This is a genomic window from Marinilabiliales bacterium (assembly GCA_007695015.1).
Classification (GTDB): domain Bacteria; phylum Bacteroidota; class Bacteroidia; order Bacteroidales; family PUMT01; genus PXAP01.
This window is the reverse complement of sequence record REEN01000056.1, coordinates 22,076-36,731: the sequence shown is the minus strand read 5'-3', so window position 1 is coordinate 36,731 and position 14,656 is coordinate 22,076. Positions and strand designations below refer to the sequence as shown.

Annotated in this window: 16 protein-coding genes; 4 read left to right on the top strand and 12 right to left on the bottom strand. The window is 47.2% G+C overall.

The annotated features are described in order from the left end of the window. Positions 1-27: 27 nt before the first annotated feature. Genes EA408_06880 through EA408_06870 form a run of 3 tightly spaced genes read right to left on the bottom strand, consistent with a single transcriptional unit; the run spans position 28 to position 3,248 of the window. Positions 28-939, bottom strand: a complete 912-nt coding sequence (locus EA408_06880) for a hypothetical protein (protein ID TVR72417.1) — start codon at positions 937-939, stop codon at positions 28-30. 19 nt (positions 940-958) lie between these two features. Next, on the bottom strand, positions 959-1,708 hold the full coding sequence (locus EA408_06875; protein ID TVR72416.1) for a hypothetical protein: 750 nt from the start codon (positions 1,706-1,708) through the stop codon (positions 959-961). Between the two features lie 4 nt (positions 1,709-1,712). Then, a complete protein-coding gene (locus tag EA408_06870) occupies positions 1,713-3,248 on the bottom strand; it encodes a hypothetical protein (protein ID TVR72415.1) in 1,536 nt (511 codons plus the stop codon). A gap of 53 nt (positions 3,249-3,301) precedes the next feature. Here EA408_06870 and EA408_06865 point away from each other — a divergent pair, with 53 nt between their 5' ends. Beyond that, the gene (locus tag EA408_06865; GenBank protein ID TVR72414.1) at positions 3,302-3,994 is read left to right on the top strand and encodes an SMUG2 DNA glycosylase family protein; all 693 of its coding nucleotides are present in this window, start codon (positions 3,302-3,304) and stop codon (positions 3,992-3,994) included. 154 nt (positions 3,995-4,148) lie between these two features. On the opposite strand, the gene EA408_06860 is transcribed toward EA408_06865, so the two are convergent. The 8 genes from EA408_06860 to EA408_06825 form a co-directional block, all read right to left on the bottom strand. Then, positions 4,149-4,742, bottom strand: coding sequence for a hypothetical protein (locus EA408_06860; GenBank protein ID TVR72413.1), 594 nt, complete (start codon positions 4,740-4,742; stop codon positions 4,149-4,151). A 23-nt stretch (positions 4,743-4,765) separates the two neighbouring features. Continuing rightward, positions 4,766-5,521 (bottom strand): class I SAM-dependent methyltransferase, encoded by a 756-nt coding sequence (locus tag EA408_06855; protein ID TVR72438.1) that lies wholly within the window; start codon positions 5,519-5,521, stop codon positions 4,766-4,768. 68 nt (positions 5,522-5,589) lie between these two features. Continuing rightward, positions 5,590-6,378 (bottom strand): PhzF family phenazine biosynthesis protein, encoded by a 789-nt coding sequence (locus EA408_06850; GenBank protein ID TVR72412.1) that lies wholly within the window; start codon positions 6,376-6,378, stop codon positions 5,590-5,592. 102 nt (positions 6,379-6,480) lie between these two features. Beyond that, entirely contained in the window at positions 6,481-6,963 is a 483-nt protein-coding gene (locus tag EA408_06845; GenBank protein TVR72411.1) for a hypothetical protein, read from the bottom strand. 9 nt (positions 6,964-6,972) lie between these two features. Beyond that, positions 6,973-7,611 carry a hypothetical protein gene (locus tag EA408_06840; GenBank protein ID TVR72410.1) on the bottom strand — a complete coding sequence of 213 codons (639 nt, stop codon included), beginning with the start codon at positions 7,609-7,611 and terminating at the stop codon, positions 6,973-6,975. A gap of 10 nt (positions 7,612-7,621) precedes the next feature. Continuing rightward, on the bottom strand, positions 7,622-8,323 hold the full coding sequence (locus tag EA408_06835) for an SDR family oxidoreductase (protein ID TVR72409.1): 702 nt from the start codon (positions 8,321-8,323) through the stop codon (positions 7,622-7,624). Positions 8,324-8,459: 136 nt separating this feature from the next. Continuing rightward, positions 8,460-8,870: a nucleoside diphosphate kinase regulator gene (locus EA408_06830; protein TVR72408.1), complete on the bottom strand. Its 411-nt coding sequence runs from the start codon at positions 8,868-8,870 to the stop codon at positions 8,460-8,462. A gap of 130 nt (positions 8,871-9,000) precedes the next feature. Further along, positions 9,001-10,539 (bottom strand): hypothetical protein, encoded by a 1,539-nt coding sequence (locus EA408_06825; protein ID TVR72407.1) that lies wholly within the window; start codon positions 10,537-10,539, stop codon positions 9,001-9,003. Positions 10,540-10,784: 245 nt separating this feature from the next. Between EA408_06825 and ggt the strand changes: the two genes are divergently transcribed. Both ggt and EA408_06815 read left to right on the top strand, forming a co-directional pair. Continuing rightward, positions 10,785-12,491, top strand: coding sequence for a gamma-glutamyltransferase (gene ggt, locus EA408_06820; GenBank protein TVR72406.1), 1,707 nt, complete (start codon positions 10,785-10,787; stop codon positions 12,489-12,491). 87 nt (positions 12,492-12,578) lie between these two features. Beyond that, positions 12,579-13,013, top strand: coding sequence for a hypothetical protein (locus EA408_06815; GenBank protein ID TVR72405.1), 435 nt, complete (start codon positions 12,579-12,581; stop codon positions 13,011-13,013). A gap of 133 nt (positions 13,014-13,146) precedes the next feature. Here the strand turns inward: EA408_06815 and EA408_06810 are convergent, their stop codons facing one another. Continuing rightward, positions 13,147-13,695: a DUF3267 domain-containing protein gene (locus tag EA408_06810; protein TVR72404.1), complete on the bottom strand. Its 549-nt coding sequence runs from the start codon at positions 13,693-13,695 to the stop codon at positions 13,147-13,149. 90 nt (positions 13,696-13,785) lie between these two features. Here EA408_06810 and EA408_06805 point away from each other — a divergent pair, with 90 nt between their 5' ends. Further along, positions 13,786-14,598: a DUF1080 domain-containing protein gene (locus tag EA408_06805; GenBank protein TVR72403.1), complete on the top strand. Its 813-nt coding sequence runs from the start codon at positions 13,786-13,788 to the stop codon at positions 14,596-14,598. Positions 14,599-14,656 lie beyond the last annotated feature (58 nt).

Sequence of the window (14,656 nt, the reverse complement as noted above, 5' to 3'; positions counted from 1 at the left end):
ATAAAAAATTGCAATCCAGACACCTTTTCAGTGTAAAATGAATTCTTCAAGCACCCTTGAAAACTCCCTTGCGCGAAGATAGCCGTAAGACTTGTGGGGGTTGTGTACCCCATCCTGGTTGTGGTAATCGTTAACCACGCCATAATCTTTTGGCTTGACTGCATTATCATTCAGCTTAAACCTTCGGGCAAGCTTATAATTGAAAGTGACCCTGTCGAGAACATCTGAAAAATTGTACCAGTTACCGTAAATACCGGGAGGGGTGACCATATTTTTCCTTCCCCTCGGATTTGGCTTGTACTGTGAGGCAATTTTGCTTATTACAAGCGGCAGGCCCAGCGGGGAGCCTATTGTAATAAATGTATCAATTTTGGTTTCAGGTAACACAAAGCTCAGCACGTCAAAAGCAACTATAGAACCCATTGAGTGAGCTATGAGCATTATTTCATCATTTCTGTATTTATCAAGTACTGTCACAAGCCTCAGTTTGATAAGTTCCTTTATCATGCAGATCCCGGCATCTTCAGTTTCGCACTCCTCCCGGTAATAGATTTCAAGATCTCTGAAATACCTTCTTACAATATAATTCGGTATGAAGGAATACCTGAGTGTCAGATCTTCATTAAGGAATATTCTGTTGAGGTATTTACCTGCGATTCTGAGCAATTTTTTCCTTAACGCATAATCACCATTTATAAAACTTTCAGGTGCCCTGGTATAAGCCTCATCTACATATAACGGAGCATCAGGATCATAAAAATTTTTGAGAGGTTTCTTATGCATTATATCAGCCCAGTAAACGATCTCAAAACGTGGTAACGGGGTATTGAAACCTTCTCTTTTCAGCCCTTCCTCCATTGAGAGCCTCCACCATTCATCAAGTTTGTTCTGTTCAGGCTTGTTCCCGAGGCCGTGGATACCCAGGATTACTTTTCCCATATTATATTCCGGTATTATACTATTTTAAAATTTTTCTTATCATCAGGCCTGCCTTATCAGAGGCAATCATATCTACACCGTAATCAAGCAACTTTGCAGCTGTTTTATAGTTGTTCACTGTCCACACATATACAGGCAGGCCGGCAGATTTAAGCCCCGCAACCAACCTTCTGGTCAGGAGTGGGCTGTATCCGATATTTATCCCGCATAACCCTGGTCTAATGATCTTTTTTGCAAGAAATGATGGCCCTGCAAGATACAGCCAGAACCAGAGAGGATCCAGCAACCATAGCATCCGGTGATCAGGCATCGTTTCACGGAAAGAGTACAGGGTTTTGATATCGAAGGCGATTATCTCAACCTGATCATTCCGCAATCCGCTGCCGGCTATCTCTCTCTGAAGTTTTCCCGGCAAGATTGCGTTACTTTTTATCTCAATGATTAGTTTTCCATTTTCAGGCACTGTAGATAACACCTGTGACAGGGCCGGTATTTTTTCTCCTCTCCAGGCACCACCTTTCCAGGCCCCAGCATCCAGTTCCTGTAACCGTGACAGGCTGGTTTCACCTATAACCAGGTTCTCTCCAGTTGTCCTGGTTGTCTTTTTGTCGTGAAAAACACAAATCTCACCATCAGCGGTAGAATGCACATCCACTTCAACGGCAGTCACTCCCCTCTCCCAGGCAAGGTTTACAGCTGCCAGGGTGTTCTCAGGGGCATCGTTAGATTCTCCCCGGTGGGCAATGAACCTGCTTCTTAATGGCCCCATGATTCTATTCCGTCATTCTCCTCAAATCGTTCCAGTCCACACCCCTCCAGAGATCATTTAGCATTGTAACCCGCCTTTCATTATAGAACATACCTCCCTCTGACCGGTAGCGTGCATCAATAAGTTCCCACCATTCGACTGACATAACGCGTATGGTAGATTCATCACCTGCAGCAGCGAAAAAATCCTCGTCAATACAGACCAGCGCCCTGGCACCCTCAGAATCAGGACTGACCAGTCCGCTATACCTTTCAGCCTCAAAATCCATAGCCATAATATGCCTGTAGGTGCCCATTGACGGCCATGGCGGAACTATAAAACCGTAAGCCTGGGCCCTGCGCTGGGCCGGGGTAAGTCCGTTCAGCTCAGCCTTCAGTCCCTCTGCCGCCCTTCCCGCATCGGCAATATAGACCAGGTGATTTACATCAAGCTCTCTGCCGAGTTCCTCGATCCCGTCCCAGTCCCCACTCCCAATGGCAGCATCAACCCTTCCAAGTATTTCCCCCTGGGTCATCAGCGCTTCCGTAAGCTTCCTTTCCCACTCATCAAGTTCAACACGTTGCCCTGCAGCAGCCTCAAGCTCCTGCCTGAGCCGGTCCTCCGCCCCCTCAACTGCATTGGCATACATTTTCTCTGCCTCCTCCGGGTTAAAGGCCTTCATCATATCATAACTCTGTTTTGCCTGTTCCATCAACTTTTCATGCCTTTCAACAACGGCCTGCTCTTCAAACATGTCACGCATACGCTTAATATACTGCCGCATCTGGTCTATCTGCTGCTGCGGTACCTCCTGCTCCATCGCTGCAGCATACCCCTGGCGGAACAGGTCAATCTCCGCCTGTGCCCTGGCTAGCATTGCCCTGATCCATCTCTCCTGGCTCACGGGTTTCCAGAATTCCTCGCCGCTCCTGGTAAGTACTGTAATAGCACTCGCCTCATGCAATCCGAATGTAGGACGTACCACCGAGCGCAGAAATGGCTCTACATTATTATCCCAAAGCGGAAAAAAACCGGGTGCCGGATAGCGCTCCTCAAAACCAGGAGGATGGGCGCACCGGTTGAACAGGGTCTGCCCCCCGATGCTTTCCATTAACGGCGGCAGCAGGTATATTTCACCCGACCCATCGGCCATCACCGGATCTCCCAGAAGATTCCCCGTCTCATTGATCCATACCCTCACACCGGCAGTTACATCTGATGTGGAATAGGGAAACTTCATCATCAGGTTGAGGCGAACAGACTGCGGCCACTGCCTTTTACCGGAAAGGGACGGACTTGCAACAAATTCGGCTCGCGGACTAATTACAAGTCCCCGCGGCGGATTTAGCGGCTGTGCCCTCTTGAAAACCTCCATTATATCTTCAACCCTGGATACCATTGCTTCCCCCTGAGGTGAAGCCGGTGTGGCACTTGTACGCAGCCACCGCAAAGGTTCCCATGTATCGCCCTGGGCAATAGCCGGTCCGGGTTGAAAGGCTGCAAACAGGAAAATAAAGATTGCGGGGAGAATTACTTTTTGCATATTGATCTGGTTTATCATTAGCACAATTTACAAAAAGATTTAATATTGTGGGATAATTGATAATAATACCTATGGAGACTTTCGCCGAAAGGGTGATCGAATTTAACAGGAACCTTGATGTCAAACTGGATCTGCCGGCAGGGATAAGGGTAATGAATCCTTTTTCTGAGAATCCCGAAGCCCTGAGAATCTCATCGCTCTTTTACCGGAAATTTTACAATGATAACCGCCAGCGCAGGCTGATACTGGGCATAAACCCCGGCCGTCACGGAGCCGGCGTTACTGGAATCCCCTTTACCGACACAAAACGGCTGGCCGAGAAATGCAAACTGGCCATAGCGGGCCTGAACACGCATGAACCCTCCTCGGTTTTTATTTACGAGGTTATAGATGCCTATGGAGGACCGGAAAGATTCTATTCAGATTTCTACATAAACTCCCCCTGCCCGCTCGGTTTCGTAAAAACAAATGATAAAGGCAAAGAGGTAAACTTCAACTACTACGACAGCAAAGAACTGGCTGCTGCTGTATATCCCTTTATGCTCAGGTCGATCGGGGCACATATCGCCAAGGGTATAGACACGGAGGTGGCTTACTGCCTTGGCAGTGGCAAGAATTACAAAACGCTGGAAAGAATAAACCGGGAACAAAGGTACTTCGGTAAGCTCATTCCGCTTGAGCACCCGCGCTTTATTATGCAGTACAGGTCAAAACAAAAACAAAGTTACATCGAAAAATACCTGGAGGCATTCCGGTCAGGCTGATAGTCCCCCAGTGTGTAACACCTGGCCTGAAGTTTCAGGTCCATCCAGAATCATCCCCGGCATCCTCCGCAACCTCCCTGCAAAAAATTAACCGGCAGCTTCAGTCGTCCCTGGAATTACCCCGGGCCTGTCCCGGAGCCTCTCTGTGCAAAACCTAAACGGCAGCTTCAAGCACCTCCCTGCCGAAGGCCATGCATTCGGGCCTTTTAAGGTTGTCATACTCGATCATACCGGAGATCTGTTGCATTCTCTCGCGGACCTCCGGCTCCATAAGTCCCCAGGTTATCCTGCCCAGGAACACTTGTGAAGGAACATTATAAGCTCCGGTCATGGGTGATAGCTGGTAGCCGATAAAGGCATCATACTGCTCCTTCTCTACCGGCTGCATCATATTGCCGCACACGGCAAAGAGTCCCCGTACCTTCCCTTCGATCACGCTCCTGTTCTTCTCAAGGTACTCTTTGAGCATTGGATAGACCTCATTACTCCTGATTGCGCTTCCGATAACAATATGGTCATAACCCGACAGGTCGGGGTTCTCGCGCACATCGTATACCTGGGCTATGCCATCCATTCCCTCGGATATCCATACACCGGCATCACGCGCAGTGCCGCACCAGGTGCCGAACAATACGGCCCATTTCTTATCAGACGGCATAGGGTAAAACTCAAGAGCCCGGGCCTTTTTTGGCAACATCAGCGCACCAATTCCAAGCAATCCGGCCTTCAGAAAATCACGTTTCTTCATTTTTATCAGGTTTTAGGTTAAATTTAAAGTCCCGCAATAACCAGCATCTCAAAATCTTCAGTCGTTAATTTGTCATCCCTGCTGAAAGCACCGAGCCTGGCACCGAAAATATTAACGGTCTTAAACCCGAGTGACTTGAGCAGCCAGGTGATCTCCGGCGGCGTGTAGTACCTCTCGTTGCATTCATACTCTATCTTCCGCCCGCTATCATCTATAATGGAGGTGATATTATAGTCCCTGAAAGTCATCAGGTCAAAGCTGCAGGATTCAGCCAGGGCATTTCCCTTATCATTACTGGCATTAACAAAGTCCTTTACCGAATGGAAAAGAGGGAAAAGTCCGTTAAGAGTTGTAAAGATGAATTTGCCTCCTTCTTTCAGGGCATCTGCAGCATTCTGCAGGATAGCGAAATTCATCTCGTCAGTCTCCATCAGCGGGAACCCTCCCTCGCACATCATTATCACCAGCTCAAACTCATCTTTAAAGTCAAGCTCCCTTGCATCGGCCCTGATAAATCTCACATCAAGGTTCTCTTTCCCGGCTTTTTCTCTGGCTATACTTATCTGTCTTTCTGACAGATCAATTCCCGTTACATCATATCCCCGGCGGGCAAGCTCCAGCGCATGCCGTCCCGTCCCGCACCCGATGTCGAGTATCCGTACATTCCTGTTATGATTGATCTCTTTCTCAATGAAATCACATTCACCAACAGTACCCTTGGTGAAGCTTTCCTTGTCGTATTCTTCACCATAATCCTCGAACATCTGTTCGTACCACATCTTGGGCTTTCCGGATACATTGCTCATAATCAGATGTATTTATAAATAAATTCAAACCTGTATTCCTTTCATTCAAGTCCGCGCAGCTCTCCTGTCATATAAAGCCTGGCGGTTCCGTTAATTTCAACCCGGTCGCCGAGATAGCGGCAAACCAGCTCCCCTCCCCTCTTCGAAAGCTGCCTGGCGGTCATTTCGGTTTTACCCAGCCGGCCTGCCCAGAAAGGCGCCAGGGTAGTATGCGCAGAGCCCGTGACAGGATCCTCGTCAACACCCACCCGCGGAGCAAAAAACCGGGAAACAAAATCGACCTCCCTGCCCCTTGCTGTTACAATTATGCCCCTTGCATCAATCATCAACAACTCAGCCATGGAAGGGGACAATGCAGCAATATCATCCTCGTTATCAAACAGAAGCAGGTAATCAGACCGTCCCCTGTAAACACCTGAAGGACGCGGACTGAAACAGCCGGCAACATCTTCACCCCCAGGCACCTCCTGAACCGTGTCGACAGGAAAATCCATAGCCAGGCGGTCTCCCTCTCTTTTTACTTTAAGTATTCCGCTTAACGCGGAAAAAAACGTAATCTCCTCTTCCTTGTGACCCTCGAGGTTAAAAAGCACCCATGCGGTAGCCAGGGTAGCATGGCCGCACAGTTCAACCTCAACCGAAGGGGTAAACCATCGTATATGGTGGCGGTCCCCCGACCTCACATAAAAGGCCGTTTCAGAAAGGTTGTTCTCCATTGCTATGTTCTGAAGCAACTCATCCGGGAGCCATTTCTCCAGCGGACACACGGCTGCAGGATTGCCTGTAAATAACTTTTCCGCGAAAGCGTCAACCTGGTACAAAACAATCATTAGTCGAAATATTTTGAGTAAATGTACAAAATATCGATTTTAAAAGGGGTGCCCTGGCTGAAGTTTAAGCTGAGAACAGGCGTCCCCGGGAAGGGAGATCTTCTATTCCGGATGATCTGCATCGCCTTTTCCGAACATCTTTTCCAGTGCTTTTTGACGATAATCAAAAATACCATTTAGCTGCCTGCGGATAATCAGTCCGTTGGCAATGGCTCCCAAAAATCCCAGCGGGGGCTTGTAGGAGACAATGTCAGTCATCATCACGCCGCCTTCAACCGGCTCGATTATATGCTGATGGTGCCACATTGAATAGGGTCCGGATCTCTGCTCGTCTACAAAATATCGTTTTTCTTCGACATGGGTAATTTCGGTTACCCATTTCATCTTTATCCCCCACAAGGGCTTAACGTTATATGTGATTATCATTCCCGGGTACATCTTTTCAGTAAGATTTCCGGAGGTGATCTCAAATCCCATCTTTTTTGGGGTGATAACCTTCAGGTTTCCGGGATTGGAGATAAATTCCCATACAACATCAATGGTCGAGGGAATGAACTGTTTCTTATTTAACTGGTAAAAAGCCATTTTCTTAATCTATAATGGCAAAACAAACCTTACAGCAGCACCATCAGGTAATAACGCAACATTTATATTTTCCATAAAATCAATCCTCTGGTTTCTCAGGATCCCGTATAGTACAAGGTCAAACACGAACAGAAAGCTTCCCTGCAGGATGACCGAATTACCGTACCCTTTGAGAAGATCACTCTGTTTCTCTGATCTGCCGGCCAGGTGTCTCATTAAAAACCCTGTTCCAATATAACCCACATTGAGTGCGGTATTTATAAGCAGTATTCTTTCGGTGCCGGTGTGTTTGTCCATTATCTCATCCGCTCCCATTGCCGAAATATCAAGAATAGAGTTACTGTAAAGAGCAAAACCGGCAATCGAAAGGTTTACCGTGTTCCAGAAAAGGTTCATCTGGTGAAAATACTTTTTATCACCGTCGAAACGGGACCACCCGTATGCTCCTGTAGCAATATTGGTAATTGCCCAGCCTCCAAGTACATACATGCCTGTATTGGTCGTTCGCAGACTCTCCGAATAGAACTCCCTGTATTCTTCCTGTCCGTATGTTGGTATAGCAGCTAAAAGCAGCAATGCAAGGGTTAACAACATGGTAAACATTGTGGTAAAATAATTCCTGTTCCCGGCTGATTCGATTAAATTCATGTTCCGGTCCTTAATTAACTTTTAGTGAGGAAATGCCACCATCAACACCGTAAACCTGGCCGGTTATCCAGCCGGATTTGTCAGACAGCAGAAAAGCTGCCATCTGTGCGATATCGCTTACTGAACCTACTCTTTTCATGGGGTGGCGCTGAGCATTGGCTTCCCGTTTTGCGTCGGAATTGAGCAGCGCTGACGCCAGGGGGGTATCGGTAATTGAGGGAGCAATACAATTCACCCTTATTTTTGGTGCAAATTCTGCTGCAAGCGACCGTGCAAGTCCCTCCACAGCCCCCTTGGATGTGGCAACAAGGCTGTGAAAATTGAATCCCATCTTAACCGCAACAGTTGAGAACATCACCACTGAAGCCGTTTCAGCTTTCTTAAGCTTTGGAAGTGCAGCCTGTATTACCTTTACAGCACCCAATACCTGGATATTGAAATCAGCGATAAAATCTTCAGGCTTTACCCTTACGAAAGGCTTAAGGTTGATCGTTCCCGGACAGTAAGCGAGTCCGTCAAGTCTGTCGGGCAGGAAATCAAGATCCGGTGCATCTGCTTCAATATCCAAAAAATGATATTCAACATCGTTATCTTCAGGGTTAACCGGATTATTACGGTAAGTTGCATAGACCTTGTTCCCCTCCCGGTTTAGTATCGTGGCAAGCTCCCTGCCTATTCCGGATGATGCTCCTACTATAAGAAAATTTTTCATTTTTAGTTCAAGATTAAAATTTATATCTTAAACAAACAACCCTGTAAGTTGTTCAGAAACGGATTTTTTAAAAAACCTCCAGACCCGGGTAATCAGTACCCTGCAAATAGCACGGAATCATACCAGGCCTGTGGGATCAGAGGTTGTATTCTCCCGAAGCTTCAGGCTGGTAAACAATTTCATCTATTCTGATACGGGTCAGGCCGGCAGGAACTATCCACTCAACTTCGTCCCCTACCTTGTATCCAATGAGTGCCGTGGCAATTGGTGAAAAAATGGAGATCTTGTTCTCTTTAACGTTGGCTTCTCTCGGATAAACTATTTTAAACTGTATCTGCTTGTTTGTATTCAGAAAACTGATCCTGACTTCTGAGTTCATGGTAACCACGTTTGCTGGTATCTTCTCAGGTTCCATAATATCAGCAGAATTCAACTCTTTCATAAGGCTTTCAGCCTCAACTGCTGTAATCGATTTTAACTGTTTTGCATCTTCAATACACTTCTGAATTCTCAGGTAGTCGAGTTTGTTAAGTATCAGCTTTGTCATGATAAAAAATTTTACGTGGTTGAATCCTGATAAGTAAATAGTCTTCAAAATTAAAACCTGTCCACCATGCAGAAGCGGACAGGTACTCAAATTTACATAAAATTGTTCGAAATATATCTCTATTTGAAGGTTAAAAGATCAAAGCGTAGGTTACACCAAGAATTCCCAGCGCTGCCAGGAGGAAGACAATTTTTGTGGGCATTACGCCGTCATTCTCAGCCGTTTTTCCGAAAATGCCAAATACAAGCGGGTGCACCAGGAAGGGCATTGCAAAGACAAATGCTATAAGCCCTGAAGCCTGCTCGCCGAACATCCCTCCCTGGATTGCAGCAAACAAACCGAAATGCGATATGGCCGAAGCATTTGCCATCACCGAATCATTAAGGCCCATGCCACCCAGGTTCAGTATGAGCAATCCGCCGAAAACTGCAACCAGCTGCCAGCCAAGTGAGAATATCATCAGCCCCCTTATCTCCAGAGTCTCTTTGTTGTTTGCCTTACTCAACGTGCGCAGCGCCCATGCGGTAAGTCCAATTCCGGCTGCCACCACAAGCAGAGTGTATGGTATCAGCAGCTTTCCTGCCGTAGCACTGGCGGCCAGGATAGAAAACACAAAGATATGTCCTATAAAGGGGATGTTGATCATGATGGGCGCCCTGAACTGTGCATCAGGACCCAGGTCACCTGCAGTACAGGCTCCGGTAAGGCCACTGTGGGAAAGTGAGCCTGCCATCCCGGGTGCAAGGTTTCTCATGTGATTGGCCTTGCCAAGAAAAATCAAAATGGCAAGTCCCCCAAACATCCACAACAGCTGTCCGAAGAACCCGAAAGAGAGTACCGATGTCATGCCACTAAGCGTAAAAGCATCGGCTATCCTTGATCCACCCACCATGAAATTTGCAGCGAGAACCACAGGTATTCCTGCAAAAAGCAGAGATCTTATTGTAGGCCCGAACTTCCAGTCCGGCATCATCAGCCCTATTGAGACTGACAGTATCATCGCGAAGAATATCTCAGGCAACGCTATCACCGGGCGTATCCAGCCGGAAAGATGCCATGAAAATACAAGAATTCCCAGGATGATTGCAGTCTCAAAAATGCCTTTCCTTATATAAACCGGCTTATTGGTGATCTTGGCACGGTAGTCTATCAAAATAATCGAACCAACAAGTCCAAGGTAGCCCAGAAGCGGATAGAATGCATCAAGAGGCTCATTGTTGTTATAACCTATTATTACCCTCTTCATAGACTCTATGCCTATAAGCACAAAAAAGGAGCGGATAAGAAACATGAACTGCGTAAACTTTGTTCCAAGGAACATCTCTTCGTCTGAGGGCACAACTATATCGGTTTTATCTATCTCTTTGTTGGAAATGAGTTTTCTTATCTCCTGCCCTCCTACAAAGAATGATGCAATCAATGCTGTGATAGTAACCCTGCTGGTGAAGTCCACAATGGGAAACTCACCCAGGCCGGGAGTCCCCATCCCGGTATTCACAAGCACATACCCCATTATCAGTCCGAAAACAACGATTATCAGAATGGGAGAATACCTTGTGCCTGCCACAAAGGTACGCGACACAAGCACCATTGAGATAACAAGCAGAAATGTCAGCCAAAACTGGTTAAGGATATGGGCATTGGCCATCTGATCTGAAAAGTATTCCATTGTATATTAGGTAAATTCGAAAATTTCTTATGTTTTGCAATGCAGGCACAAAAATAGTTTTTTTTTTGGATGTAACCAGCATAAAACACCCCCGGCTCAAACGATTGAAAGAGATCGCCGGCAGGCATTGACCAATGCTAAAACCGGCACAATTATGTTACAGGAGTTCGCCGGATTTTCAATAATGTTTATTTTAGCAGATATATTAAGTTCATCATATCCTAACCCCACAACCCTCATAAAAAATGGAAAGAGACAAAATTAAAAGCCTGATGATTTTCGCAGTTTCGTTTTTGGTAATGGTTCATGCCGCCGGAGCACAGGATCGCATAACAGGGTATAATTTCGCCACCAGGTCGGAGGTCATTGCCCAGAACGGCATGGCTGCAACGAGCCATCCCCTGGCAACACAGGCGGCACTCGACATCCTGAAAATGGGCGGCAGCGCTGTGGATGCAGCCATAGCGGCAAATGCAATGCTGGGTCTTATGGAACCCACCGGTTGCGGAATTGGAGGCGATCTTTTTGCCATTATCTGGGATGCCGAAAGCGGCAAACTTCACGGATTAAATGCCAGCGGCCGCAGTCCCCGAAACCTCTCAAGAGAATATTTTATTGAGAACGGATACGATTACATACCCACATCGGGAGCTCTTTCGGTGAGTGTGCCGGGGACTGTAGACGGCTGGTTCGAGATGCACGGCAAGTTCGGGATGCTGGGCATGGAAGATATCCTCAAGCCTGCAATAGAATATGGCCGCAATGGCTTCCCCGTAACTGAACTTATAGCTTACTACCTTGAACGGTCGGTCGGGAGACTGGGCCGTTATCCCAACTTCAGCGAAACCTACATGCCTGAAGGCAGAATGCCTGCCAAGGGCGAGATCTTCCGCAACCCCTGGCTGGCAAATACTTACGAGATCATTGCCACAGAAGGGCGCGACGCCTTTTACAAGGGAGAAATAGCCCGTACAATTGAAAAGTATATTCATGAGAACGGAGGCTTCCTGAGCTACGAAGACATGGCTTCGCACACCTCCGAATGGATCGATCCGGTATCAGCAAACTACAGGGGATATGATGTCTGGCAGCTGCCTCCGAACGGACAGGGAATTGCCGTACTCCAGATACTCAATATACTTGAAGGATACGACATCGCATCAATGGGCCTTTACAGTCCTGAATACATCCACACTTTCGTGGAAGCCAAAAAACTGGCTTTTGAAGACAGGGCCCACTATTATGCTGACCCGGACTTCAGTCCCGTCCCCGTAGAAAGACTCATATCAAAAGAATATGCAGATGAAAGGCGCAGCCTTATTAATCCCGACAGGGCAGCGCGCAGGTATGACCCGGGCATGATGGAGGTACCCAGCACTATTTACCTGACAACGGCCGACAGGCACGGTAATATGGTCTCTCTCATTCAAAGTAATTACAGGGGAATGGGAAGCGGAATGACGCCTCCCCAGCTGGGTTTTGTTTTACAGAACCGGGGTGAGGGATTTACACTCAAAGAGGGTTACTTTAATACCTATGAACCCGGCAAAAGGCCTTTCCACACCATTATTCCCGGATTCATCACCAAAGACGGCCGGCCCTGGATAAGCTTCGGGGTAATGGGCGGTGCCATGCAGCCACAGGGACACGCACAGATAGTTGTGAATATGATCGATTTCGGCATGAACCTGCAGGAGGCAGGCGATGCGCCCAGGATACAGCATTCGGGTTCATCAGAGCCAACCGGACAGCGGATGACTGACGGAGGGGTGGTTATGCTCGAGTCGGGCTTCCCCTGGGAGACAATCCGCGGACTTATTGAAAGGGGGCACAGGTTACAGTGGGCGGTAGGCCCTTTTGGCGGATACCAGGCAATAATGTGGGACCCGGTTAACGAAGTTTACTACGGAGCATCAGAATCCAGAAAGGACGGACAGGCTGCAGGTTATTAATATATAAACTTTAAATTTTGCTAAGTGACAGATTTTTATTATTTTAGCGGTTACAACTAATATACAGTTTATTAAACCTTTATAGTTATGAAGTTGATAAAAGAGCGTAATACCATTATGAATGGCACACCTGTCGGGCTGGCCGCACTGTTTATAATGCTGGCTATGGTCTTTGGATCATGCGGTGGCGGCTCTGCCGACAGGGTAAGGCAGGAGCAGTTGAACGAGGTCAAAGAGAGTACGGTTGAAAACCTGAATGATATCCTCCATGACCTTGAAGAGAGGATAGAATTCCTTGAAGGCCACATTAAGGAGGCAGAAGGAGATGCCGAAGCTAAACTTGAGGAAGCAAAGGAAGCCCTGGAGGAACAGAAGAAACTAATTGAACAGGAGCTTGTGTACATTGACGAGGCAACCCTTGATACATGGAATGATGTTATCGATAACACCTCAGCAGTTATACAGGAAGTCCGTTCAGCCACAAATGAAGTCATAAGAGATATCCGCGAGCTGGTCGAATGACCGGGTACCGGTCATGCAATATACCGCCGCCGGCAAGTGGTCATGCGATCAATACCGACAATAATCCGGCAAAGAGACCGTCCACCTGCGTGCAGGCAATCTACAACCTGTTTACCATTCGGGGTCCCGGTTCTCACGATCCCTGTCTGATAAAGAACCCCATTTTATCGGGATGATCATATACCATGACATCCCTGCCAATATTCCTCAGCATATACAGGGTGATGATATCGCCCACAGCGGTCCATGTAAACACTATTCCGAAAATTACCAGACTGCCCTGCCCGAGGACAATACCTATGATACCCGGCAGCACTCCAAGTACAATAAGCGGCAATCCGGTACCTATCGCGTAGTGCGGGGACCTGAGCGGTTCCCTGCAATGGCAGTAGGGAGCCAGGAATTTCCAGCTGAAACCGAATTTTACAGACCTTATTCCTCTTGTGGTAAAGAAGCTCCACCCTGTCGCGTGCAGGAGTTCATGGACAAATATCCCTGCAATAACCAGTGGCAGGAAGTAGAGAAGGAAGAACACTAATCCCTGGTACAAAGCAGTAAAACCCCAAAAAACAACATACGGTGCAGAGAAAACAATTATCACAGGAAGTACCATAATAAAAAATACCAAATGCACGCGACCTGGCTCCATGGTGTACTCAACTATTTTTCCTTGGCTTTTCAAAATATGGATTTAATAACTTACTGGCAAATATACTATTTGAGAAAAAAACAATATCTTCGGCAATCAAAAACTTTTTAAAACTATTATTATATGAAAAGAACACTTTTTCTATTTACAATTATTGCAGGTATAAGCCTTATATTCAGTGCTTGCCAGAGAGAACAACAATGGGAGCAACTTTTCAACGGCAATGACCTGTCTAACTGGGATATGTATCTTGGCTCATCCCTGGGGTCCGACTGGGACCATCTTGCCGAGGCCGCCACTATTGAGGAGGTTTTTTCGGTAGTGGAAGACAACGGCGATAACGTGATCCGGATCTCCGGAGTTATCAACGGATCTCTTGCCACCAAAGAATCCTACGAAAATTATCACCTGAGATTAGTTTTCAGGTGGGGTGACGAAGTATTCTCCCGCCGTAACAGCGGTTTGCTGTACCATAGCTTTGGTGAATTCGGAGTGGCTTTTGGGACATGGATGCCGAACATCGAGTTCCAGATGATGCACCAGAGCCTGGGTGACAATTATCTTATGGAGAATACTACTGTAGAGACGGAAGCTGTCAGGGACGAAGAACTGGGACAGTTTGTCTATACTCCGGGAGCAGAGAGGCTTACCTTCGGGGCCCATGCAAACGGCCGCCATGTAAGGAAAAACCCCGACAATGAAAACCCCCTGGGGCAATGGAACACTATTGAACTCTACACCTACGGAAGAACTGCTGTTCACGTTGTAAACGGTGTTACTGTAATGGTTAACCATAATACCGGTACCTGGGAAAACGGGCAGGTACAGCCCCTGACCTCAGGCAAGATCCAGATCCAGTCAGAGGGCGCCGAACTTTTTGTAAAGAGCGTCGAAATAAAGCCTTTAAGCGGGATTCCGGCCGGAATCATGCCCTGAAGGATCGCTTGCGGGTAACCTTCCTGGCATTGACACAATGCCGGTCCGTTACCATTGA

What these genes read in the sequence shown, in the direction of transcription:
- EA408_06880 (TVR72417.1), bottom strand. Translation starts at nt 939, where the DNA reads ATGGGAAAAGTAATCCTGGGTATCCACGGCCTCGGGAACAAGCCTGAA.
- EA408_06875 (TVR72416.1), bottom strand. Translation starts at nt 1,708, where the DNA reads ATGGGGCCATTAAGAAGCAGGTTCATTGCCCACCGGGGAGAATCTAAC.
- EA408_06870 (TVR72415.1), bottom strand. Translation starts at nt 3,248, where the DNA reads ATGATAAACCAGATCAATATGCAAAAAGTAATTCTCCCCGCAATCTTT.
- EA408_06865 (TVR72414.1), top strand. Translation starts at nt 3,302, where the DNA reads ATGGAGACTTTCGCCGAAAGGGTGATCGAATTTAACAGGAACCTTGAT.
- EA408_06860 (TVR72413.1), bottom strand. Translation starts at nt 4,742, where the DNA reads ATGAAGAAACGTGATTTTCTGAAGGCCGGATTGCTTGGAATTGGTGCG.
- EA408_06855 (TVR72438.1), bottom strand. Translation starts at nt 5,521, where the DNA reads ATGTGGTACGAACAGATGTTCGAGGATTATGGTGAAGAATACGACAAG.
- EA408_06850 (TVR72412.1), bottom strand. Translation starts at nt 6,378, where the DNA reads ATGATTGTTTTGTACCAGGTTGACGCTTTCGCGGAAAAGTTATTTACA.
- EA408_06845 (TVR72411.1), bottom strand. Translation starts at nt 6,963, where the DNA reads ATGGCTTTTTACCAGTTAAATAAGAAACAGTTCATTCCCTCGACCATT.
- EA408_06840 (TVR72410.1), bottom strand. Translation starts at nt 7,611, where the DNA reads ATGAATTTAATCGAATCAGCCGGGAACAGGAATTATTTTACCACAATG.
- EA408_06835 (TVR72409.1), bottom strand. Translation starts at nt 8,323, where the DNA reads ATGAAAAATTTTCTTATAGTAGGAGCATCATCCGGAATAGGCAGGGAG.
- EA408_06830 (TVR72408.1), bottom strand. Translation starts at nt 8,870, where the DNA reads ATGACAAAGCTGATACTTAACAAACTCGACTACCTGAGAATTCAGAAG.
- EA408_06825 (TVR72407.1), bottom strand. Translation starts at nt 10,539, where the DNA reads ATGGAATACTTTTCAGATCAGATGGCCAATGCCCATATCCTTAACCAG.
- ggt (TVR72406.1), top strand. Translation starts at nt 10,785, where the DNA reads ATGGAAAGAGACAAAATTAAAAGCCTGATGATTTTCGCAGTTTCGTTT.
- EA408_06815 (TVR72405.1), top strand. Translation starts at nt 12,579, where the DNA reads ATGAAGTTGATAAAAGAGCGTAATACCATTATGAATGGCACACCTGTC.
- EA408_06805 (TVR72403.1), top strand. Translation starts at nt 13,786, where the DNA reads ATGAAAAGAACACTTTTTCTATTTACAATTATTGCAGGTATAAGCCTT.